Source organism: Pseudomonas sp. HD6515 (assembly GCF_024971855.1).
Classification (GTDB): Bacteria; Pseudomonadota; Gammaproteobacteria; order Pseudomonadales; family Pseudomonadaceae; genus Aquipseudomonas; species Aquipseudomonas alloputida.
Map to the genome: position 1 here is coordinate 5,045,796 of NZ_CP079827.1, position 22,430 is coordinate 5,068,225.

Below are 22,430 nucleotides of genomic sequence, written 5' to 3' on the forward strand. Positions count from 1 at the left end.
ACCCGGCGCTCCACGGCCAGTCCGCTCCACTGATACGCCCTGCGGTCCTGCGTCAACACCCCGAACAGTACCCGCCCCCGCCCCTACCCCCCTTGGGCCATCGTCAGTCGGGCGCACACAACAAAACGCTCCGGCGTCCGCGTCACCGTGCCTTTTACAGGGCACGCCACTGCGGGCCAAGCCCATGGAGCCGGACCAGACTGTCAGGGACCTATTCAATGACAAGCAGCACTTACGCCCAAGCGCCTGCCACACCCGTCAACTCGCCTGCGCGGGTCGCCACTGCCAGCTTCATCGGCACCGCCATCGAGTTCTATGATTTCTACGTCTACGCCACCGCCGCAGCCTTGGTGATCGGCCCGGTGTTCTTCCCGTCCGGGTCGGGCACCGCGCAAATGCTGGCCGCCTTCCTCACCTTCGGTATCGCCTTCCTCGCCCGGCCACTGGGCTCGGCGTTGTTCGGCCACTTCGGCGACCGCATTGGCCGCAAGTCGACGCTGGTCGCCTCGCTGCTGCTGATGGGCGTATCCACCACCGCCATTGGCGTGCTGCCGGGCTATGACAGCATTGGCGTGTGGGCGCCGATCATTCTCTGCCTGCTGCGTTTTGGCCAAGGCCTGGGCCTGGGCGGCGAATGGGGTGGCGCGGCCCTGCTGGCTACCGAAAACGCGCCGGAAGGCAAACGGGCCTGGTTCGGCATGTTCCCGCAGTTGGGGCCGTCAATCGGCTTCCTGGCGGCCAACGGCCTGTTCCTGACCCTGGCCCTGGTGCTCAGCGACGAGCAGTTCCGTGAGTGGGGCTGGCGCATTCCGTTCCTGCTCAGCGCCGCACTGGTACTGGTAGGCCTGTACGTGCGCCTGAAGCTCGAAGAGAGCCCGGTGTTCGCCAAGGCCGTTGCCCGCCACGAGCGGGTGAAAATGCCGGTGGTCGACCTGTTCTCGAAATACTGGCTGCCAACCCTGCTGGGCGCTGCGGCCATGGTGGTGTGCTATGCACTGTTCTACATTTCCACGGTGTTCTCGCTGAGCTACGGCGTGACCACACTGGGCTACAGCCGCGAAACGTTCCTTGGCCTGCTGTGCTTCGCGGTGGTGTTCATGGCACTGGCCACACCGTTGTCGGCCTGGCTCAGTGACCGTTACGGGCGCAAGCCGGTACTGATCGTCGGCGGCCTGCTGGCGATAGCTTCGGGCTTTACCATGGAACCGCTGCTGACCTCGGGATCGACTGCGGGGGTGGCGCTGTTCCTGGCCATCGAGCTGTTCCTGATGGGCGTCACCTTTGCGCCGATGGGGGCACTGTTGCCAGAGCTGTTCCCGACCCACGTGCGTTATACCGGTGCCTCGGCGGCGTATAACCTGGGCGGCATCGTTGGCGCCTCGGCGGCACCGTTCTTTGCCCAGAAGCTGGTGAGCATGGGGGGGGTTGAGCTGGGTGGGCGGTTATGTGTCGGCGGCGGCGGTGATCAGCCTGATTGCCGTGCTGTGCCTGAAAGAGACGCGCAATACCACGCTGTAAGCCAGTGGGGCCGCTTTGCGGCCCTATCGCGACACAAGGCCGCTCCCACAGGGATCGCGTAAGCCTGGAAGCTGCGCGATCCCTGTGGGAGCGGCCTTGTGTCGCGACAGGGCTGCAAAGCAGCCCCAGCACTCTCGGATCAGAACTCGACCTTGACCGCCTGCGAAGCACGGGTCGCCTTGGCCCGCGCCAGTTCGACCGACTCGTCACGCGCCAGGCACACGCCCATGCGGCGGGTACCGTTGATTTCCGGCTTGCCGAACAGGCGAATGGCGGTATCCGGCTCGCTCAGCGCTGCGCCCAGGTTGGCGAAGCTGGTCTGTTGGGACTGGCCTTCGGGCAAGATCACTGCCGAGGCCGACGGGCCGAACTGACGCACCACCGGAATCGGCAGGCCGAGAATGGCGCGGGCATGCAGGGCGAATTGCGACAGGTCCTGGGAAATCAGGGTGACCAGACCGGTGTCATGCGGGCGCGGCGACACTTCGCTGAACCACACCTGGTCGCCCTTCACGAACAGCTCCACACCAAACAGGCCGCGACCGCCGAGGGCATCGGTGACCGCCTTGGCCACGCGCTGCGATTCGGCGAGCGCCTTCGGGCTCATGGCCTGTGGCTGCCAGGACTCTTGGTAATCGCCCTTCTCCTGACGGTGCCCGACAGGTTCAAGGAAGGTGGTACCGCCCACGTGGCGCGCGGTCAGCAGGGTAATTTCATATTCGAAGTCGATGAAACCTTCGACAATCACCCGGCCCTTGCCAGCGCGGCCGCCTTCCTGGGCATAGTCCCACGACGCCTGCAGGTCAGCATCGCTGCGCAGCAAGCTCTGGCCCTTGCCCGACGAGCTCATCACCGGTTTGACCACACACGGGTAACCCAGGTCGGCTACGGCCTTGGCGTAGTCTTCATAGGTGTCGGCGAAGTGGTACGGCGAGGTTGGCAGGTCCAGCTCTTCGGCAGCCAGGCGGCGGATGCCTTCGCGGTTCATGGTCAACTGGGTGGCGCGGGCGGTGGGCACCACGGTGAAGCCTTCGTTTTCCAGCTCGACCAGGGTGGCGGTGGCGATGGCTTCGATTTCCGGAACGATGTAGTGCGGCTTCTCGGCTTCGATCACCGCGCGCAGGGCAACGCCATCGAGCATGTTGACCACATGGCTGCGGTGCGCCACCTGCATAGCCGGAGCATTGGCGTAACGGTCGACGGCGATTACTTCGACGCCCAGGCGCTGCAGCTCGATTACCACTTCCTTGCCCAGCTCGCCACAGCCGCAGAGCAGTACACGGGTCGCGGTGGGCGACAATGGGGTTCCGATACGGGTCATTTCAGGTCCTCGAAGGCATCCGGGGCCGCGCCAGGCTAGGCGCCACCCGCTGAAAAAGGACCGCTATTCTACACCATCAACCGGCCACGGCGGCCCGCCGGGCGCGAAATGCCATGGCCAGCCACACCGCCGTTACACCGGCGAACTTCGAGGCCATCGCGGTGCCGATGACTGCCGGGGTCAAAGCGCCGATCATGCCGAAGAAAATGAAGGTATCCACCGGGATGCTCAGCGCCGAACTGAGCCACAGGCGGTCGCGCAGCGGCCGACGGGTGATGCTGAACACCAGCCAGTCGATCAGCTCGGAAATGAAGAACGCAGTGGCGCTGGCCAAGGCGATGGCCGGCTCCGAGGTGACATAGGACAACACCAGCGCCGCCAGCATGGCCACCAGCGCGCCGTGACCGAAGCGGGTTTGCACCATGTCGCGCAGGATGAACACCAGGCCGCCCCAGGCGGACCAGATGATGTCCAGATGCGGGGCACTGGAGAAGGCGTAGTTGATCAGCACTACGCTGCTGATATAGGCAATCAGATAGAACATGGCGGGCTGTCTGTGGGCAAGCCGTACAGATTACCGCTGGGCCGTTCGCGGGTAAACCCGCTCCGACAGGGTTCGCGTCAGGCCTGCAAGATGAGGCCGGCTTCTACTGCCCGTTCATGGCAACGCTTGAGCACCGCCCGGCGCTCGTGGTTGTCCATCCGCCCCCAGCGGCCAATCTCGGCCACGGTACGCTGGCAGCCGGTGCAGATATCCTGCTCGTCCAGCGCGCAAATGCTCACGCACGGCGATGCCACCGGCCGCTCTGCTACATCACTCATCATCAACCACCAACGCTTGCGCATAACGCTGGGCATTATGCACGTAATGTGCGGCACTCGCTTCAAGCATGCGTTTCTGCTGCTCGGTCAGCTCGCGTACCACCTTGCCCGGCGAGCCCATCACCAGCGAACCGTCCGGGATTTCCTTGCCCTCGGCAATCAGTGCGTTGGCGCCGATGATGCAGTGCTTGCCGATGCGTGCGCCATTGAGGATCACTGCGTTGATACCGACCAGGCTGTAGTCGCCCACCGTGCAGCCATGCAACATGGCATTGTGGCCCACGGTCACGCCCTTGCCCAACGTCAATGGCGAGCCCATGTCAGTGTGCATCACCGTGCCATCCTGCACGTTGCTGCCCTCGCCAATGTCGATCAGCTCGTTATCACCGCGCAACACCGCGCCAAACCACACACTGGCATTGGCTTGCAGGCGCACGTTGCCAATGAGCGTGGCGTTGGGGGCGGCCCAACTGGTGGGGTGGCTCTCGACCCGCAGGTCGCCCAGGCGATATTTCATGCTTGTTCCTCAGGCTGCGACGCAGACGGCGGGGTAGGCCCCGCTCAATTTTCGATGTAACGCTCCGGGGGTTGATGCAGGCTGATACCGGCATCGAACAGCAGGTTGACCAGCTCGACGATCATGATCGCCGACAACCCCCAGATCTTGTATTCACCATAGCGGTAACTTGGCACATACCAGCTACGCCCCTGGTAATCGATACGGTGGGTATGGTCACGCGGGTCCTGGCGGAAGAATTCCAGCGGCACGGTGAATACTGCCGCGATCTCGGCATCATTGGCGCGATACTCGACGAAGTCCGGGATAAGCCCGACGAATGGCGTCACTTTCAGGCCATGTAGCGAAATCAGCGGGCTGAGCGGGCCAATCACCTCCACCAGGCCAGGGGGCAGGCCGATTTCTTCTTCAGCCTCGCGCAGGGCAGTAAAGACCAGGTCCGGGTCTTCCGGGTCGCGGCGGCCACCGGGAAAGGCGACTTCACCGCCGTGGGTAGACAGGCCCTTGGCGCGCAGGGTCAAAACCAGTTCGGGCGCTTCGCTGCGGGTAATGGGCAAGAGGACCGCCGCTTCGGGGAACCGCCTGTCGGTTTCCAATGACGCGGGTTGGTGGTTGCTCATTCGGCGAAGTAGCTCGTCCAGCATTGCGCACGCTCGTATCCAGGTCCTGTGTTGCATCATGCACCAAAGCCGCGAAGCACCCAAGCCCCAGCGCTTGCGGCGGCACGGTGGCCGCGCCAAGATAGCCTTGAACATAAGGAACCACACATGAAATTCTGCAGCGCGTGCGGCCAACCGGTCACTCAGCAGATCCCCGAGGGCGACAGCCGCCTGCGGTACGTCTGCGGCTCTTGCCAGACCATCCACTACCAGAACCCCAACATCGTGGCCGGCGTGCTACCGACCTGGGGCAGCCAGGTGTTGCTGTGTCGCCGCGCCATCGAACCGCGCCGGGGTTTCTGGACCCTGCCCGCCGGTTTCATGGAAAACGGCGAAACCCTCGACCAGGCCGCGCGTCGCGAAACCGTAGAGGAAGCCTGCGCCCGGGTCGGGCCAACGTCCCTGTACCAGCTGTTCGATCTGCCGCACATCAACCAGGTGCATGTGTTCTTCCGCGCCGAGTTGGCGGACCTGGACTTTGCCGTGGGTGCCGAAAGCCTGGAGGTGCGCCTGTTCGAAGAACATGAGATACCGTGGAACGCGCTGGCTTTCCGCACCGTCACTCGCACACTAGAATGCTACTATCGCGACCGCATCGGCCAGCACTACCCCATAGGCCATGAATACCTGCCGCCGATGAACGTTTCGCCACACACCTAAACGCCTTCAGGGATACTGTTACATGCGCTGGTTGCTTGCCCTCTTCTGCCTTTGCGTTACCTCGGTGTCCCAGGCGGCCTTCACCGAAACCATCATCCGCAAGCCTGCACCGGCAGCGCAAACCCCATCGCCTTCGCAGCAAGCCATGCAACCGTTGATCGACAAGGTACTGGTGATCAAGTCCGAGCGCCGCCTGCAGTTGATCAGCCGTGGCGAGCCGCTGAAAACCTACCGCATCTCGCTGGGCAAGCAGCCCAAGGGCGCCAAGGAACGCGAAGGCGACAAGAAAACCCCTGAGGGCTTGTACTGGCTGGACTGGCGCAAGCAGAGCGACCGCTTCAACCTGGCCATGCACATCAACTACCCGAACATCAGCGATGCCGCCCGCGCGACCCGGGCAGGGGTGAGTGCCGGCAGCATGATCATGATTCACGGCACGCCGATCAACGATGAATACCCGGAATGGTACTTCCATACCCTGGACTGGACGGATGGTTGCATTGCCATGCGCAACCGCGACATGCAGGAAGTGTGGGACTTGGTACGGGATGGAACGCTGATCGAGATCAGGCCTTGATATAGGGCCTTTCAGTACAGGTTGTAGGAACCTTCTCACCACTTTGCGAGAACTTGCCTGACAGTTGCTTAGGCAGGGTACTGCATCCAGGCGAGTGACTTAATTTTTAGCATCCACGCAGACGAGTACGAAAACCGTACATCATTTGCGGGGTGCTTCAATGCCGTGCCTGATTCACCGCATCGCCCATTGGCTGTCGGCCAGTTGCCTGTCAGGCGTGCTGTCCATTCCCCACGTGCTGGCCGACGACCCTGCCAGCCAGCAGTTGCGCGATCAACAGCATGGGCTGCGGCAACTGGAGCAACAGCAGCGGCTGGAGCGCTGGCGGCGCATCCCCGCCCCGACTGAACCGACCAACAGCACTTCCCAGCGACCGCACGATGATCGCTGCTGGGCAGTCGATGGCGTGCGCGTGGCGGGCATGCACCGGCTTTCGAGCTCGGCACTGGCGCCCACCCTCCGTGCGCTCACGCCTGCCTGCATGGGCATCGCCGACATCAATCGGCTGCTCAAAGCCATCACCCAACGTTATGTACAAGCCGGCTACCCAACCAGCCGCCCCTACCTGCGACAGCCCCCAGAACAGGGCATGCCGTTGGACATCGTCATTGTCGAAGGCTTTGTCGAAACCATCGAGCTGGCAGGGCCCGACCTGCCCCTGTCCCTCTCCAGTGCCTTCCCAGGCCTGCTCGGGCAGCCACTGTACCTGCCCGACCTTGAGCAAGGCCTGGACCAGCTCAACCGCCTACGCGCCTATGAACTGGGCGCCACCTTGCTGCCCGGCGAACTGCAAGGCGGCACCCGCGTGGTCGTGCAGCCGGGCAAGGTTGCTTCACGCTGGCACCTGGACAGCCGCTTCGACAACCGGGGCAGCGAGCTGACCGGCCGCCACCGCGTCAACCTCGGCATTGGCCTGGACAGCCCGCTTGGCCTCAATGATGAGCTGCGCCTGTCGTGGACCCGCACGGTGCTCGATACGCCCGGCCAAAGCCAAGGGATATCGTTGTACTACAGCATCCCCTACGGCGCCTGGACCTTTGCCCTCAGCGCCAGCCAGCTAAGCTATCAAGCCCCACTCCCCTACAGCGACAAGGCTGCCGACGGCAGCAGCAGCTATCAGGGCCTGAGTGTCGAGCGGGTGTTGTGGCGCAACCAGCAAGGCATGCTCAGCGCCAGCGCCCGGCTGGACCGCAAGCAGCTGATCAACCGCAGCGCTGGCGCAGTTATCGTCCAGCAGAGCCCGACGCTGGCCACGGTAGAGGCCGGCCTCAACCTGCTGTGGCTCGAAAATGGCTTGTGGAACGGCTACTTCGGCGTTGCCCAAGGCATTGACGCATTGGGTGCCGACCGCGCGCCCCTAGGTGCTCAACGCCTGCGCCCGGACTTTCGCAAATACCGCGCCAACCTGCTGCACCTGCGCCAGGGCCCGGCACCCAACCCTTGGCGCTGGCAGAGCGAGCTGGCCCTGCAGTACAGCCGCGACCTGTTGCCTGCCGTCGAACAACTGCTGGTCAGCGACGATTCGGCTGTCCGCGGCTTTCGTCTGCACACTTACTCCGGTGCCAGCAGCGCCGTCTGGCGCAATACGTTCAGCCAAGCGCTGCCACTGACCTGGGCCCACCCCTTCGAGATACGCCCCTACATCGGCCTGGACCAGGGCTGGGTTCGCACCGCCGAAGGCAAACCGTCACAGCGCCTGGCCGGGGCCGCCGCAGGGTTGGAGCTGAGCCTGCCCGGCAGCCGCCTGCGCCTGGACTACCAACGCGCCTTGTACACCAGTGACCTGCCCCGCCCGCTGCTGGAGCCCGGCTTCTGGGTGCTGGACTGGACCCTGAACATCTGATTCACCCACAACAAAGAGAACGAGAAAATGCAAACACTCTCGCAGTTACCGCCTGTTCGCCCGGATACCTTGCGCTGGGCAATCTTCCTCGCCGTGCTCGGGCCCAGCGCCGCACTGGCTCAGACAGGACTGGAAGCAGCCAGCGGCCCCGGGGGGACCCCGGTCATCCACAATGGCCACGGGGTGCCGGTGATCGACATCGTGCCGCCCAACGCCAAGGGGCTGTCACACAACCAGTTCATCGACTACAACGTTGCCACCCCTGGCCTGGTGCTGAACAACGCCACCGCAGCCGGGCAGTCGCAACTGGCCGGTGCCCTGGCGGCCAACCCGCAATTTCAAGGCCAGGCCGCCTCGACCATTCTTAACGAAGTGGTCAGCCGCAACGCCTCGCTGATCGAGGGGCCGCAGGAAATCTTCGGGCGCCCGGCCGACTACATACTGGCCAACCCCAATGGCATCACCCTCAATGGCGGCAGTTTCATCAACACCACCCGCGCAGGCTTCGTGGTGGGCACCCCGCAATTCGAGGAGCAACAGCTCAGGTATCTCGATACGCTCACGGCCAGTGGCACCCTGCAGGTACTGGAGCATGGCCAGGGCAATGCCGGTGGCGCACTCGAACTGATCGCACCACGCGTGGACAGCAAAGGCCTGCTCATGGCCAGCGAAACGCTCGACATCACCGTCGGTCGCAACCGTATCGACAGCCGCAGCGGCGAGGTGGTCGAACACCTGCCCAGCCCCTCGTCGAGCATTGATGCCAGCCTGTTCGGCGCCATGCGCGCCGGGCGTATCCGTGTGGTAAGTACCGCCGAAGGCGCGGGTGTGCGTGTGGGGGCCTCGCAGATTCTGGGCGCCGAGGGGGTCGACATCAGCTCGGCCGGGGGCCTGCATGTCAGTGGCAGTGGCGACCGCCCGACCGAGCTGCGCAGCGAGCGCGGCGTGCTGAAACTCACCGCTGCCGATGACCTGATGCTTGAAACGGTCGACGGCCAGGCCCCGCGAATCGAAGCAAGGGCGGGCAAGAAACTCACACTGGACGCCAAGACAATCGAGCACATCAAGCAGGACAGTGACAGCTGGAACAAGAAGTTCTGGTTCGTCACCCGCGAAACCTACAACAGCAAAACCACCACCACCCACCAGCAGCAACAGGGCAGTCAATTGCTGGGCACTGACAGCGTGCTGTTGCAGTCCGGCGACGACATGCGCATGACCGCAGCGAAGGTGGACGCCGGTAGCGAGCTGATGGTCGACAGCGGTGCCGGCCTGGACATCCTCGCCGGCATCGACAGCAAACGCACCGAACAGCAGGTGCGTCATCGCAAGGATTTATGGCGCGGTGACAGCGATAGCGACCAGCTCAAGGAAACCGCAAAGGGCAGTACCCTGAGCGCCGGGCACATGTCGATAAAGGCAAGCGACAACCTCAACGTGCAGGGCAGCAGCCTGCACAGCCGCGGCGATCTGGCTATCCAGGCAAAACAGGCCGACATCGGTACCACCACCTTGCAGGAACACGGTACCCAACGCGATTACCGAGGCGACCTGGTATCCGGTACATTCTTTGGCGATCGAAAAGGTAACGACACCGAGGGCCAGGTCGTCGCGGGCAGCACCATAACCAGCGATGGCGAGCTCACAGTCAGAGCCGACCAGGTCGCCATCAAAGGCAGTACCGTGTTCGGTAAAAAGGACGCGGTGCTCTACAGCGAGAACGGTTCGCTGGCCATCGCGGCGGACCATGGCAGCACGACCTCCACCCAGCGCACCAGTGACAGTAAGCTGTTCGGCCTGATCGGCAGCACGCACGAAAGCACGGACCGCAAACAGCAGGTACTGGTCAGCGACGTCAGCTCGACCAGCAACCTGCGCCTGGCCAGCGCCGAAGAGATGCGCATCCAGGGCGCCAAGGTTGCCGCTGGCAAGCATCTGCAAGTCGAGGCCAAAGGCGACCTGCTGATTGGCAGTGCGCAATCGGTCGATGAACGCGAAACCCGCGACCAACAACGGGGTTTCACGGCCAGCGCCAGACAGACCCAGGAAGCCGAGGATGGCAAGCCCGAGTCTCGCCAATACGCGGCTGGCGTGGCGTATGAGGTCGTGACCACCACCAGCAAGCAGCGCGCGACCAGCCAGGTTGCCAGTGAGCTCAAGGGTGCCTCGGTGGGCATGAGCAGCAGCGCGCACCTGCAGGTCAACGGCAGCAAGGTCCAGGCCACTGCCGGCGACCTCGATGTGCAGGCGCGGGAAGTGACACTGGGGGCGACCCGCAACGACCGTGACGTAGTCACCAGCACCACCGAAAGTGGTGGCGGGCTGACGGTAACCGGTGGCATCGACCGCCTGGGCAGTTTGTTCGAAGGCCATCACAACCGCGAGGTGCAAGCCGAACGCGAAAGCAAGGTGCAGCGCAGCGAGTTGCAGGCCAGCGGCGATCTGAAATTGCGCAGTGATGCACTGCTCACCGAGGCCGTGCACGTTGAGGCCGGCAACACCCTGCAGGTGACCGCCGAACGCATCGACAACCGTGCAGTGCAGGATACCCATGAACATGAACAAAGCCGTGACGACTGGTCGGGTAGCCTGGGCGCCAGTATCGAATACCGCGACCTGACCCGCCCTATCGAACGCCTGGTGCTGGGTGAGGAAGCCGCGCGCTTCCAGCAAGCCTCGCCCGAAGACGCCATGGCACCGCCCAGCGTGGGTGCCGACATGACGGTTGAACACCTCAAGCGCCTGGAAAACCAGCGCCGTGGCATTGCTCAGGTCAGCGAGTTGTCCGCAGCAAAGGTCGAGGTCAAGGCTGACACACTGGCCGACCAGGGCACAGCCTGGCGGGCCAATGCCGGCTCGCTGAAAATCGAGGCGCAGCAGCACCAGGTGAGCGCCGCCGAAAATACCCAGGAAACCACCGTTCAACGCCTGGCCTATGGTGGCGACGCGCGCCTGGACACCAGCACCGGCGAGGACTTGAATGTACGCGCCGCCGGCAAAGGAGGGTCGCTGGATAAAAAGGATATCGCCAGCACCGCCGTGCCCGGCAGCCTTTATGGGCAACAGGGTATCCAGGTACAGCTAGGCAGCGATGGCCGCTACGAAGGGGCCCGCATCGATGGCGGTGAAGGCAGCGTGGTCATGCACAGTGCAGGGTCATTGGCCCTACCCCAGGCGACCGACCAGGCCGAACAGCAGTCACGCCAGCTCGATGGCAATGCCTGGGCCAAAGTCGGCAACCGCCCGGGCAGCACCGGCGTCGATGGTCGGGGCTATCTGGACCATGGCCAGAAGCTGAGCACGCAGAGCAAGGCACAAGTGGCACAAATCGACGCCAAGGGCGAAGTTCAACTGACCAGCGCCGGCGACCTGTTGCTCGAAGGCACCCGCATTGGCAACCGCGAGGCCAAGGCCGGCGACATACGGGTACAAAGCGGCGGCCAGTTGCAGGTCAAGGCGGCCAGCAACACCCAGCAGGCCACAGGCGCCAACCTGGGTGGCGGCATGGAGCTGGCGGCCAAGGCTGGCCAGACCCAGGGGGGAGCCATAGGCGGCCACTTCAGCCACGGCAAGCAGGACGAACATGCACGTCAGGCGGTCGATGCCCAGTTTGCCAGCAACGGCACACTGACCCTGACCAGCAGCGCCCGCGAGGACATCGCCCTGCACCTGCAAGGCCTGCAGGCCTCGGCCGAACAGATCACCCTCGACGCCTCGAATGGCGGCATGCTGGTTGAAGCCTCTTCCAGCCAGGAGCGACGCGACAACCTCGACATCTCGGCCGGCGCCGGTTTCAACATGGCCAAGGGCGCGTTGGACACCCGCGGCCTGCATGGCCGGCTCAAGGTAGAGCTCGACAAGCGCGACAACCTCACCTGGAATACCAGTGACCTGCGCGCCGAGCGCATCGACCTGCAAAGCCGCGGCGATACCCGCATCGAGAGTGCCACCCTGGATGCAAAGCATATTGGCGGCACAATCGACGGTGACCTGCGCATCGCCAGCCTCAAGGACAACGTCAACACCCTGAGCGTGAAGGGCGATGTCAGGCTGAGCCAAGAGAAAAACCCGCAGGGCTATGTCAACGCGGCCAAATCGGTGGCAGGGCCGCTGGGAGGCAAGGTCGAGAAAACGGCCGGTTCTGCCCTGAGCAAGGCAGACCCAGGGTTCTCGCCGACCGTCAGCCTCGACGTGTCGCATGCACAGCGCGACAACGTGACGCGTCAGACCACGCTTAAAAGCAGCGACGGCATCGACCTGCAGGTCGGTGGCAACGCTCATCTGGTAGGGGCACGCTTGCAATCGGCCAAAGGCGACGTGAGGCTCGACGCCAACTCGGTCACCCAGGAAACGCTAAGCGGCAATGACTATCGCCGAGACCTGTCGCTCGATGCGTCCAACTCACCGGTGGATCTGGGCACGGCAATCGCCGAGATAGCCAAAAGCAAAATGGCGGCGGATGGGGAAAATGCGCTGGACCTGGGTGTGTTGAGAACCAGTGGGCATAGTCGCAGCGAGCAATGGGCTTCGAGCATGCAAGGGAAGAAGCACTAAGACGCAATCGCGGCCCTGGCAATTTGGGGGCATCAGAAATCTTGTGCCCTGCTGCTGATACCCAGGCACCGCGTGTCCCCCGCTTCCACAGCGAAAACCACAGCCCCCTGGGCGTGTGATTGCTCTGTGGGAGCGGGCTTGCCCGCGAAGAGGCCGGTACAGGTCAAGCCAACCTGTGCAGCCCCCGCCACCGATCCAGCCCAAGCAACACCAGCCCTATCCCCCAGAAACCCGCCAGCACCCCAAGGGCGTTGAGCATCACCTGCCCATACCCCAGACTGGCCACATCAATGAACGGATAGGCATACACGCCAATCTCGCTCCCCCGCCACAACGCATAACCAAAGTAGACCGCCGGGTACACCGCCCACACCAGCAAATGCCATAGCCGCAACCTGCCCTTGGGCACCTCGCACCACCAGTACAGGGCATACAGCACCGGCATCACGTCGTGCAGCAACTCGTCCGCCAGCCATTGCCAACCCTGTGGTTGCCACAAATGACGCAACAGCACGCTGTAGGCCAGCGCCACCAGCACGATACTGGCGGCCACTGCAGAGCTTACCGAGGGCGACAGGAAAAAGCGTTTGCCACGGCCTTCCCGGCCGAATGCGGCATAGCTGAGCACCGTCGCCACCAGGGTATTGGTCAGCACGGTGAAATAGCCAAACACATTGATCAGGCCGCCAATCAGGCTGGCCTGTTCCTGCCAACGCGCCAGCAGTACCAGGTTCACCTGCACGGCCAGGCCGAACCAGCCAAGCACAGCCATGCCGGTCAGCCAAGGGCGACGCGACATGTCAGGCCTGACGCTGCAGCTTCACGTACAGCTGCTCGACCTTTTCCCGCGCCCATGGCGTTTTGCGCAGAAAAGTCAGGCTCGACTTGATGGTCGGGTTGCTCTTGAAACAGCGCACGTCTATGCGCTCGGCCAGGCCCTGCCATTGGTAGTGCGCCACCAGCTCGGTGAGGATCTGTTCAAGGGTCTTGCCGTGCAGCGCGTTGTGTTGGGCCGTGCTCATGCTGTGCTCCGTAGGAAAGATGCGCACCTTACACGAGTGTAGTGGCGGGTGGGATCAGTCATGGCGACAGAAAAATCGCTGGCCATGGGCAAAACCTATGTGCTGAAATAGTTATGTTATGTTGTAACACTATAAAAGCCTCTGCCAAGGAACGCCCCATCCCCATGCTGTACTCACCGCTTCGCCTCTCTCCTCTCGCCGTTGCGCTCTGGCTGGCCTCATCGCCCAGCCAGGCCGTAGAGCTCGAACCCCAGGTCATCACCGCCAACCCGCTGGGCAACCGCCAACTGGCGGCTCCCAGCACCGTGCTCGAAGGCGACAACCTGCTGCAACAGCAGCACGGCAGCCTCGGTGAAACCCTGAACAAGCAGCCCGGTGTCGCCTCTACCTGGTTCGGCCCTGGCGCCAGCCGACCGGTCATTCGCGGCCTGGACGGCGACCGCATCCGCATTCTGCGCAACGGCGTCGGCGCCCTGGATGCCTCGTCGCTGTCCTACGACCACGCCGTGCCCCTGGACCCGGTGACGGTCGACCGTGTCGAAATCGTCCGTGGCCCGGCCGCCTTGATGTATGGCGGTAACGCCATCGGCGGCGTGGTCAACACCTTCGACAACCGCATCCCGGACTCGCCGATCGAGGGCATCCACGGTGCCGGTGAACTGCGTTACGGCGGCGCGGACACCACCCGCAGCAGCGCCGGCAAGCTGGAGGCCGGCGACGGCGCCTTCGCCCTGCACCTGGACGCCAACAGCCGCCAGTTCAACGACCTGCGCATCCCGGGCTACGCACGCAGCGCCAAGGTGCGCGATGCCGACGAGCCCGGCAGCAAACACCGCCTGGAAAACAGCGACGGTCGCCAGGACGGCGGCGCAATCGGTGGTGCCTACCACTGGGACCACGGCTACGCCGGCCTGTCGTACAGCCGCTACGACAGCAACTACGGCTCGGTGGCCGAGTCCGGCGTGCGCCTGGACATGAAACAGGATCACTACGCCTTCGCCTCCGAACTGCGCGACCTCGACGGCCCTTTCAGCTCGGTCAAGGTAGATGCCGGCTACACCGACTACGAACACAGCGAAATCGAGGAAGGCGAGGTCCATACCACCTTCAAGAACAAGGGCTACGAAGCCCGCATCGAAGCCCGTCACCAGCCGCTCGGACCGGTGGAAGGGATGATCGGTGCCCAGGTCAGCCGCAACGAATTCTCCGCCCTGGGCGAGGAAGCCTTCGTCCCGCACACCGATACCGACAGCCTGGCGCTGTTCATGCTGGAGCAGTGGCAAGCCACCGAACGCCTGAACCTGAGCCTGGGCGCGCGCATGGAACACACCCGCGTAGACCCGGACGCCAAAGGCAACGAGAACTTCGTCGACGCCGACAGCGCCAGCAGCTTCAACGCCTTCAGCCTGTCGTCGGGGGCCGTGTACCAACTCGACCCGGTCTGGTCGCTGGCCGCCAACCTCGGCTACACCGAGCGCGCCCCTACCTTTTACGAGCTGTACGCCAATGGCGCGCACGTAGCCACCGGCGCGTTTGAAGTCGGTGACGCCAGCCTGAACAAGGAAAAGGCGATTTCCGCCGACCTGGCGCTGCGCTTCGACAACGGCACCCACAAGGGCAGTGTTGGGGTGTTCTACAGCCACTTTCGCAACTACATCGGCCTGATCGGCACCGGCAACCTGCGTGAAGGCGGGCATGATCACGACCATGACGAGGATGACCACGACCACGATCATGACGACGGCTACCCGGAATATCAGTACCAAGGTGTGCGGGCGCGCTTCTACGGCATCGAGGCCCAGGACCGCTGGCAGTTGGCCGAGAACCGTTACGGCAGCTTTGCGCTGGAGTTGTCCGGTGACTACACCCGGGCCAAGAACCTGGACAGCGGCGAGCCACTGCCCCGCATCGCCCCGCTGCGCCTGAACAGCGGTCTGGTCTGGGAACTGGACCGCTGGCAGGCGCGAGTAGACGTGCAGCACGCTGCGTCGCAGCACCGTAAACCCGCCAACGAAACCGGCACCGATGGCTACACCACCTTGGGGGCGAGCGTTGGCTACCGCTTCGACATTGGCCAGAGCCAGTGGCTGGCGTTTGTACGCGGCGAAAACCTCACCGACCAGACCGTGCGCTACGCCAGTTCGATCCTGCGCGATATCGCACCGGCGCCGGGGCGCAGTGTGGAAGTCGGGTTGCGTACCACCTTCTGAACCATAAGCGACGAAGATCGGTGTAGGAACGGGTTCACCCGCGAAGACGATGGTAGGTCAACCGGCGCATTCGCGGGTGAACCCGCTCCTACACCGGCCTCGATTAATGACGACTGTTGCCCGTTCAACAACAATCCTCTGCGACAATTTGTCTTTTTTTCTTACAACTTCCCCTATATCCTCCCCGCCGCAAGCTGAAACGCTTCATCGAACAACCTTGTCGCCATATCCATTGAGGGGCTCGCCCTTCGATGCGCTTGCCGTTTTTTCAATAATCAAAAGATAGCGCTATCTCATGTTCCAACTGCCTAAAACCTGTTACATCGGCCTCGCCCTCAGTGCCTTGGCAACCCCCGCCAGCGCCAGCGAAATGTTCGCCAGCGACTCCCCGTGGATGCTCGGCGACTGGGGTGGAACCCGCAGCGAACTGCTGGAAAAGGGCTACGACTTTACCCTTGGCTACACCGGCGAGATGGGCAGCAACCTGCACGGCGGCTACGACCACGACCGCACCGCGCGCTACAGCGACCAGTTCACCTTTGGCAGCCACCTGGACCTGGACAAGATCCTCGGCTGGCACGACACCGAACTCCAGCTGACCGTCACCGAGCGTCACGGCGACAACATCAGCAACGACCGCATCAACGACCCGCGTGTCGGCGGCTTCACCTCCGCCCAGGAAGTCTGGGGCCGCGGCGAAACCTGGCGATTGACGCAGATGTGGATCAAGCAGAAGTACTTCGACGGTGCGCTGGATGTGAAATTCGGCCGCTTCGGTGAAGGCGAGGACTTCAACAGCTTCCCTTGCGACTTCCAGAACCTGGCCTTCTGCGGCTCGCAGGTGGGCAACTGGGTAGGTGGCATCTGGTACAACTGGCCAGTCAGCCAGTGGGCCCTGCGCGTGCGCTACAACCTTACCCCTGAGCTGTACGCACAGGTCGGCGTCTTCGAGCAGAACCCTTCCAACCTTGAATCTGGCAATGGTTTCAAGCTCAGCGGCAGCGGCACCCAAGGTGCGGTAATGCCGTTCGAACTGGTATGGACCCCACGTATCCAAGGCTTGAAAGGGGAATATCGTGCCGGCTACTACTACAGTAATGCCAAGGCACAAGATGTTCTCAAGGACAGCAACGGTCAGCCGGCCGCCATCAGCGGCGCCGCCTACCGCAGCAGCTCGAGCAAGCACGGCTTGTGGATTGGCGCCCAGCAGCAGGTCACCTCGCTGGCGTCCGACCAGTCACGCGGCTTGAGCGTGTTCACCAACGCCACCGTGCATGACAAGAAGACCAATGCCATCGACAACTATGTGCAGGCAGGACTGGTATTCAAAGGGCCCTTCGATGCCCGCGCCAAGGACGACATCGGTTTCGCCCTGGCCCGCGTGCACGTCAACCCTGCCTATCGCAAGAACGCCCGCCTGGCCAACCAGGCCGCCGGCCTCTACGACTACGACAACCCAGGCTTCCTGCCCGTGCAGGACACCGAGTACAGCGCCGAGCTGTACTACGGCATCCATTTGGCCGACTGGCTCACGGTACGCCCCAACCTGCAGTACATCCGCCACCCGGGCGGAGTGTCGCAGGTGGATGGCGCCCTGATCGGCGGCCTGAAGATCCAGAGCAGTTTCTAACCCCTTTTTTGACCTGACGGAGAACCTACGATGAGCACTGAAGGTGCGAACCAAGGAAGCCGCTGGCTACCGCGCCTGATTGGCGCGCTGCTGTTGCTGATGGGCCTGGCCCTGCTGGCCGGCGGTATCAAGCTGAGCCAGCTGGGCGGATCGCTGTACTACCTGATCGCCGGTATCGGCTTTGCCCTTTCGGGCATCCTGCTGCTGGCCCAACGCCAGATCGCCCTGGGCCTGTATGGCCTGGTGCTGCTGGGCAGCACCGTTTGGGCCCTGCTCGAAGTGGGCCTGGACTGGTGGCAACTGGTGCCCCGTCTGGCCATCTGGTTCGCCATCGGCGTGGTGCTGCTGCTTCCGTGGGCACGTCGCCCGCTGATCGGCCCGGCCAGCAAAGCCAATACTGCACTGCTCGGCTTGGCAGTGGTCGCTTCGGGCGCTTGCGCGCTGGGCAGCCAGTTCACCCATCCCGGTGAAGTGTTCGGCGAACTGGGCCGCGACAGCAGCGAAATGGCCAGTGCCGCACCGGCCATGCCCGACGGCGAATGGCAGGCTTACGGCCGTACCGAGCATGGCGACCGCTACTCGCCGCTGCACCAGATCACCCCGCAGAACGCCTACCGCCTGGAAGAGGCCTGGCGCATTCGCACCGGTGATCTGCCGACCGAAAACGACCCGGTGGAGCTGACCAACCAGAACACCCCGCTGAAGGTCAACGGTATGCTGTACGCCTGCACCGCGCACAGCCGCCTGCTGGCGCTGGACCCGGACACTGGCGCGGAAATCTGGCGCTACGACCCGCAGGTCAAGAGCCCGACCGGCACCTTCAAAGGCTTTGCCCACATGACGTGCCGTGGCGTCTCGTACTATGACGAAAACCGCTACGTCAGCCGCGACGGCAGCCCGGCGCCGAAAATTACCGACGCAGGCCAGGCGGTGGCCCAAGCCTGCCCGCGTCGTCTCTACCTGCCGACTGCAGATGCCCGCCTGATCGCCATCAACGCCGACAACGGCAAGGTCTGCGAAGGTTTCGCCAACCAGGGCGTGATCGACCTCACCACCGGCATTGGCCCGTTCACCGCCGGCGGCTATTACTCCACCTCGCCTGCTGCCATTACCCGTGACCTGGTGATCATCGGTGGCCACGTCACCGACAACGAGTCGACCAATGAGCCGTCCGGGGTGATCCGCGCCTACGACGTGCACGACGGCCACCTGGTGTGGAACTGGGACAGCAACAACCCGGACGACACCAAGCCATTGGCTGCCGGCAAAATGTATAGCCGCAACTCGGCCAACATGTGGTCAATCGCCAGCGTCGACGAAGACCTTGGCATGATCTACCTGCCGCTGGGCAACCAGACCCCGGACCAGTGGGGCGCCGACCGCACCCCAGGCGCCGAGAAGTACAGTGCCGGCGTGGTCGCCCTTGACCTGGCCACCGGCAAGGCACGCTGGAACTATCAGTTCACCCATCACGACCTGTGGGACATGGACGTCGGCAGCCAGCCGACCCTGGTACACCTGAAAACCGACGATGGCGTGAAACCGGCGATCATCGTACCGACCAAGCAAGGCAGCCTGTACGTGCTCGACCGCCGCGACGGTACGCCAATCGTGCCGATCCGCGAGATCCCCACCCCACAAGGCGCAGTGGAAGGCGACCACACCTCGCCAACCCAGGCTCGTTCCGACCTCAACCTGCTCGGCCCAGAGCTGACCGAACAGGCCATGTGGGGCGCCACGCCTTTCGACCAGATGCTGTGCCGCATCCAGTTCCGCGAGCTGCGCTACGAAGGCCAGTACACCCCGCCATCCGAACAAGGTTCGTTGGTCTACCCCGGCAACGTAGGTGTATTCAACTGGGGCAGCGTGTCGGTCGACCCGGTGCGCCAGTTGCTGTTCACTTCGCCCAACTACATGGCGTTCGTGTCGAAGATGGTCCCGCGTGAACAGGTTGCCGAAGGCAGCAAGCGCGAAAGCGAGACCAGCGGCGTGCAGCCGAACACCGGTGCACCGTATGCAGTGACCATGCACCCGTTCATGTCGCCGCTCGGCGTACCGTGCCAGGCACCCGCCTGGGGCTACGTCGCCGCCATCGACCTGTTCACCAACAAGGTGGTGTGGAAACACAAGAACGGCACCACCCGGGACAGCACTCCGGTGCCGATCGGCCTGCCGGTTGGCGTGCCAAGCATGGGTGGCTCGATCGTCACCGCCGGTGGCGTCGGTTTCCTCAGCGGCACGCTCGACCAGTACCTGCGCGCCTATGACGTGAACAACGGCAAGGAATTGTGGAAGGCACGCCTGCCAGCGGGTGGCCAGGCTACGCCGATGAGCTACACCGGCAAGGACGGCAAGCAATATGTGCTGGTGACTGCCGGCGGCCATGGCTCGCTGGGCACCAAGATGGGCGATTACATCATCGCTTACAAATTAGCTGAGTAAGCGACACCGCTCCCGCAGGCTCAACCCTGTGGGAGCGGCCTTGTGTCGCGATTGGCTCGCGCAGCGGCCCCAACGCTCTAGAATGCTGGATGGATGCTGGGGCTGCTGCGCAGCCCAATCGCGACACAAGGCCACTCCCATACCATTGAAACCCATCCCCTCCCGCCCCATCTAAGCACCATAGTCATTCACGCAGGTGCCCCATGAGCGACCAGCAGGATTTCCCGGAACACCCGGACGAACACAGCGAAGTCGAACACACCCTCCAGGCCGAAACCGGCCACGCCCTCGCCCTGCCCGGCCAGCAGCTGCCGGACAAGGTCTACGTCATCCCGATCCACAACCGCCCGTTCTTCCCGGCACAGGTACTGCCGGTCATCGTCAATGAAGAACCCTGGGCCGAAACGCTCGACCTGGTGGCCAAGTCACCGGACCACTGCCTGGCGCTGTTCTTCATGGACACCCCGCCAGAAGACCACCGCCACTTCGACACCTCGGCACTGCCGCAGTACGGCACGCTGGTCAAGGTGCACCATGCCAGCCGCGAAAACGGCAAATTGCAGTTCGTCGCCCAGGGCCTGTCCCGGGTGCGTATCCGCAACTGGCTCAAGCACCACCGCCCGCCCTACCTGGTCGAAGTCGAATACCCGCGCCAGCCCGCCGAGCCGACCGACGAGGTCAAAGCCTACGGTATGGCACTGATCAACGCGATCAAGGAGCTGCTGCCGCTCAACCCGCTGTACAGCGAAGAGCTGAAGAACTACCTCAACCGCTTCAGCCCCAACGACCCCTCGCCGCTCACCGACTTCGCCGCCGCGCTCACCTCGGCCACCGGCAACCAGTTGCAGGAAGTGCTCGACTGCGTGCCCATGCTCAAACGCATGGAAAAGGTACTGCCAATGCTGCGCAAAGAGGTGGAAGTCGCACGCTTGCAGAACGAGATTTCGGCCGAGGTCAACCGGCAGATCGGCGAGCACCAGCGCGAGTTCTTCCTCAAGGAACAACTCAAGGTCATCCAGCAGGAGCTGGGGCTGACCAAGGACGACCGCAGCGCCGACCTCGAACAGTTCGAACAGCGCCTGGAAGGCAAGACCCTGCCGCCCCAGGCACGCAAGCGCATTGATGAAGAGATGGGCAAACTGGCCATCCTGGAAACCGGCTCGCCCGAATACGCCGTCACCCGCAACTATCTGGAATGGGCCACCGCCCTGCCGTGGGGCGTGTACGGCAAAGACAAGCTCGACCTCAAACATGCGCGCAAAGTCCTCGACCAGTACCACGCTGGCCTCGACGACATCAAGGAGCGCATCCTCGAGTTCCTCGCCGTGGGCGCCTGGAAAGGCGAGATCAGCGGCTCGATCGTGCTGTTGGTGGGCCCGCCCGGTGTGGGCAAGACCAGCATCGGCAAGTCCATCGCCGAATCGCTCGGCCGGCCATTCTATCGCTTCAGCGTCGGCGGCATGCGTGACGAAGCCGAGATCAAGGGCCACCGCCGCACCTACATCGGTGCCCAGCCCGGCAAGCTGGTGCAGGCCCTGAAAGACGTCGAAGTGATGAACCCGGTGATCATGCTCGACGAAATCGACAAGATGGGCCAGAGCTATCAGGGTGACCCGGCATCAGCGTTGCTGGAAACCCTCGACCCCGAGCAAAACGTCGACTTCCTCGACCACTACCTCGACCTGCGCCTGGACTTGTCCAAGGTGCTGTTCGTGTGCACTGCCAACACCCTCGATTCGATACCCGGGCCGTTGCTCGACCGCATGGAAGTGATCCGCCTGTCCGGCTATATCACCGAAGAAAAAATGACCATCGCCAAGCGCCACCTGTGGCCCAAGCAGCTGGAAAAGGCCGGCGTTTCCAAGACCAGCCTCAGCATCAGCGACAGCGCACTGCGCCTGGTGATCGACGGTTATGCCCGCGAGGCCGGTGTGCGCCAGCTGGAGAAGCAACTGGGCAAACTGGTGCGCAAGGCCGTGGTCAAGCTGCTGGAAAACCCCGACGCCAAACTTAAGATCGGCACCAAAGACCTGGAGACCGCACTCGGCATACCGGTGTTCCGCAGCGAGCAGGTACTGGCTGGCAAAGGCGTTATCACCGGCCTGGCCTGGACCAGCATGGGCGGCGCCACGCTGCCGATCGAGGCGACCCGCATCCACACCCACAACCGCGGCTTCAAGCTGACGGGCAAACTGGGTGACGTGATGAAGGAGTCTGCCGAAATTGCCTACAGCTACATCAGCTCCAACCTCAAGCAATTTGGCGGGGATCCTGGTTTCTTCAACGAAGCGTTCATCCACCTGCACGTACCCGAAGGCGCCACGCCCAAAGACGGCCCCAGTGCCGGCATCACAATGGCCAGCGCGTTGCTTTCACTGGCCCGCGACCAGCCTGCCAAAAAGGGTGTCGCCATGACGGGCGAGCTGACCCTCACCGGCCAGGTACTGCCGATTGGCGGCGTGCGCGAGAAGGTGATTGCGGCGCGGCGGCAGAAGATTTTCGAACTGATCCTGCCGGAGCCCAACCGCGGCGACTTCGAAGAACTGCCGGACTACCTGCGCGAAGGCCTGACAGTGCATTTCGCCAAGCGCTTTGCCGACGTGGCGAAAGTGCTGTTCTAGCCTGTACCGGCCTCTTCGCGGGCAAGCCCGCACC

General features: G+C 63.4%; 15 protein-coding genes and 1 pseudogene. 9 read left to right on the forward strand and 7 right to left on the reverse strand.

Translation table 11 applies throughout. From position 1 onward, the window contains the following. The first annotated feature begins 218 nt into the window (after positions 1 to 218). A pseudogene (locus tag KW568_RS23380) lies at positions 219 to 1,518 on the forward strand (MFS transporter). Positions 1,519 to 1,657: 139 nt separating this feature from the next. Here KW568_RS23380 and purT read toward each other — a convergent pair. The 5 genes from purT to KW568_RS23405 all read right to left on the reverse strand — a co-directional run bounded on the left by purT (position 1,658) and on the right by KW568_RS23405 (position 4,822). After that, positions 1,658 to 2,839: a formate-dependent phosphoribosylglycinamide formyltransferase gene (gene purT / locus KW568_RS23385; RefSeq protein ID WP_003252133.1), complete on the reverse strand. Its 1,182-nt coding sequence runs from the start codon at positions 2,837 to 2,839 to the stop codon at positions 1,658 to 1,660. Between the two features lie 76 nt (positions 2,840 to 2,915). Continuing rightward, positions 2,916 to 3,383: a VUT family protein gene (locus KW568_RS23390; RefSeq protein ID WP_003252131.1), complete on the reverse strand. Its 468-nt coding sequence runs from the start codon at positions 3,381 to 3,383 to the stop codon at positions 2,916 to 2,918. Between the two features lie 77 nt (positions 3,384 to 3,460). Next, entirely contained in the window at positions 3,461 to 3,664 is a 204-nt protein-coding gene (locus tag KW568_RS23395; protein ID WP_033726433.1) for a DUF1289 domain-containing protein, read from the reverse strand. Continuing rightward, entirely contained in the window at positions 3,654 to 4,178 is a 525-nt protein-coding gene (locus KW568_RS23400; protein WP_259536938.1) for a gamma carbonic anhydrase family protein, read from the reverse strand. The genes KW568_RS23395 and KW568_RS23400 overlap by 11 nt, the downstream gene beginning before the upstream one ends. A gap of 44 nt (positions 4,179 to 4,222) precedes the next feature. Next, the gene (locus KW568_RS23405) at positions 4,223 to 4,822 is read right to left on the reverse strand and encodes a CoA pyrophosphatase (protein WP_003252125.1); all 600 of its coding nucleotides are present in this window, start codon (positions 4,820 to 4,822) and stop codon (positions 4,223 to 4,225) included. Positions 4,823 to 4,945: 123 nt separating this feature from the next. Here KW568_RS23405 and KW568_RS23410 point away from each other — a divergent pair, with 123 nt between their 5' ends. From KW568_RS23410 to KW568_RS23425, 4 genes are all read left to right on the forward strand, one after another. Next, complete coding sequence (locus tag KW568_RS23410; RefSeq protein WP_003252122.1) at positions 4,946 to 5,497, forward strand: NUDIX hydrolase; 552 nt, start codon at positions 4,946 to 4,948, stop codon at positions 5,495 to 5,497. A 22-nt stretch (positions 5,498 to 5,519) separates the two neighbouring features. Next, complete coding sequence (locus KW568_RS23415; RefSeq protein WP_003252119.1) at positions 5,520 to 6,074, forward strand: murein L,D-transpeptidase family protein; 555 nt, start codon at positions 5,520 to 5,522, stop codon at positions 6,072 to 6,074. Between the two features lie 160 nt (positions 6,075 to 6,234). After that, complete coding sequence (locus tag KW568_RS23420; RefSeq protein WP_103517903.1) at positions 6,235 to 7,917, forward strand: ShlB/FhaC/HecB family hemolysin secretion/activation protein; 1,683 nt, start codon at positions 6,235 to 6,237, stop codon at positions 7,915 to 7,917. Positions 7,918 to 7,944: 27 nt separating this feature from the next. After that, positions 7,945 to 12,471 carry a hemagglutinin repeat-containing protein gene (locus KW568_RS23425; protein ID WP_259536940.1) on the forward strand — a complete coding sequence of 1,509 codons (4,527 nt, stop codon included), beginning with the start codon at positions 7,945 to 7,947 and terminating at the stop codon, positions 12,469 to 12,471. 163 nt (positions 12,472 to 12,634) lie between these two features. Here KW568_RS23425 and KW568_RS23430 read toward each other — a convergent pair whose 3' ends face one another. Continuing rightward, positions 12,635 to 13,270 carry a Pr6Pr family membrane protein gene (locus KW568_RS23430; protein ID WP_004575440.1) on the reverse strand — a complete coding sequence of 212 codons (636 nt, stop codon included), beginning with the start codon at positions 13,268 to 13,270 and terminating at the stop codon, positions 12,635 to 12,637. Between the two features lies 1 nt (position 13,271). Continuing rightward, positions 13,272 to 13,493: a VF530 family DNA-binding protein gene (locus KW568_RS23435; RefSeq protein ID WP_003252112.1), complete on the reverse strand. Its 222-nt coding sequence runs from the start codon at positions 13,491 to 13,493 to the stop codon at positions 13,272 to 13,274. A 164-nt stretch (positions 13,494 to 13,657) separates the two neighbouring features. Between KW568_RS23435 and KW568_RS23440 the strand changes: the two genes are divergently transcribed. From KW568_RS23440 to lon, 4 genes are all read left to right on the forward strand, one after another. Then, positions 13,658 to 15,703, forward strand: coding sequence for a TonB-dependent receptor (locus KW568_RS23440; RefSeq protein WP_259536941.1), 2,046 nt, complete (start codon positions 13,658 to 13,660; stop codon positions 15,701 to 15,703). 295 nt (positions 15,704 to 15,998) lie between these two features. Next, the gene (locus KW568_RS23445) at positions 15,999 to 17,333 is read left to right on the forward strand and encodes a carbohydrate porin (RefSeq protein WP_003252108.1); all 1,335 of its coding nucleotides are present in this window, start codon (positions 15,999 to 16,001) and stop codon (positions 17,331 to 17,333) included. A 30-nt stretch (positions 17,334 to 17,363) separates the two neighbouring features. Further along, positions 17,364 to 19,775, forward strand: a complete 2,412-nt coding sequence (locus KW568_RS23450) for a glucose/quinate/shikimate family membrane-bound PQQ-dependent dehydrogenase (RefSeq protein WP_019752450.1) — start codon at positions 17,364 to 17,366, stop codon at positions 19,773 to 19,775. Positions 19,776 to 19,978: 203 nt separating this feature from the next. Then, entirely contained in the window at positions 19,979 to 22,396 is a 2,418-nt protein-coding gene (gene lon / locus KW568_RS23455) for an endopeptidase La (protein WP_012053599.1), read from the forward strand. The last annotated feature ends 34 nt before the right edge of the window (positions 22,397 to 22,430 follow it).

Coding starts and splice junctions, on each gene's coding strand:
- purT (WP_003252133.1), bottom strand. CDS start 2,839: ATGACCCGTATCGGAACCCCATTGTCGCCCACCGCGACCCGTGTACTG.
- KW568_RS23390 (WP_003252131.1), bottom strand. CDS start 3,383: ATGTTCTATCTGATTGCCTATATCAGCAGCGTAGTGCTGATCAACTAC.
- KW568_RS23395 (WP_033726433.1), bottom strand. CDS start 3,664: ATGATGAGTGATGTAGCAGAGCGGCCGGTGGCATCGCCGTGCGTGAGC.
- KW568_RS23400 (WP_259536938.1), bottom strand. CDS start 4,178: ATGAAATATCGCCTGGGCGACCTGCGGGTCGAGAGCCACCCCACCAGT.
- KW568_RS23405 (WP_003252125.1), bottom strand. CDS start 4,822: ATGCTGGACGAGCTACTTCGCCGAATGAGCAACCACCAACCCGCGTCA.
- KW568_RS23410 (WP_003252122.1), top strand. CDS start 4,946: ATGAAATTCTGCAGCGCGTGCGGCCAACCGGTCACTCAGCAGATCCCC.
- KW568_RS23415 (WP_003252119.1), top strand. CDS start 5,520: ATGCGCTGGTTGCTTGCCCTCTTCTGCCTTTGCGTTACCTCGGTGTCC.
- KW568_RS23420 (WP_103517903.1), top strand. CDS start 6,235: ATGCCGTGCCTGATTCACCGCATCGCCCATTGGCTGTCGGCCAGTTGC.
- KW568_RS23425 (WP_259536940.1), top strand. CDS start 7,945: ATGCAAACACTCTCGCAGTTACCGCCTGTTCGCCCGGATACCTTGCGC.
- KW568_RS23430 (WP_004575440.1), bottom strand. CDS start 13,270: ATGTCGCGTCGCCCTTGGCTGACCGGCATGGCTGTGCTTGGCTGGTTC.
- KW568_RS23435 (WP_003252112.1), bottom strand. CDS start 13,493: ATGAGCACGGCCCAACACAACGCGCTGCACGGCAAGACCCTTGAACAG.
- KW568_RS23440 (WP_259536941.1), top strand. CDS start 13,658: ATGCTGTACTCACCGCTTCGCCTCTCTCCTCTCGCCGTTGCGCTCTGG.
- KW568_RS23445 (WP_003252108.1), top strand. CDS start 15,999: ATGTTCCAACTGCCTAAAACCTGTTACATCGGCCTCGCCCTCAGTGCC.
- KW568_RS23450 (WP_019752450.1), top strand. CDS start 17,364: ATGAGCACTGAAGGTGCGAACCAAGGAAGCCGCTGGCTACCGCGCCTG.
- lon (WP_012053599.1), top strand. CDS start 19,979: ATGAGCGACCAGCAGGATTTCCCGGAACACCCGGACGAACACAGCGAA.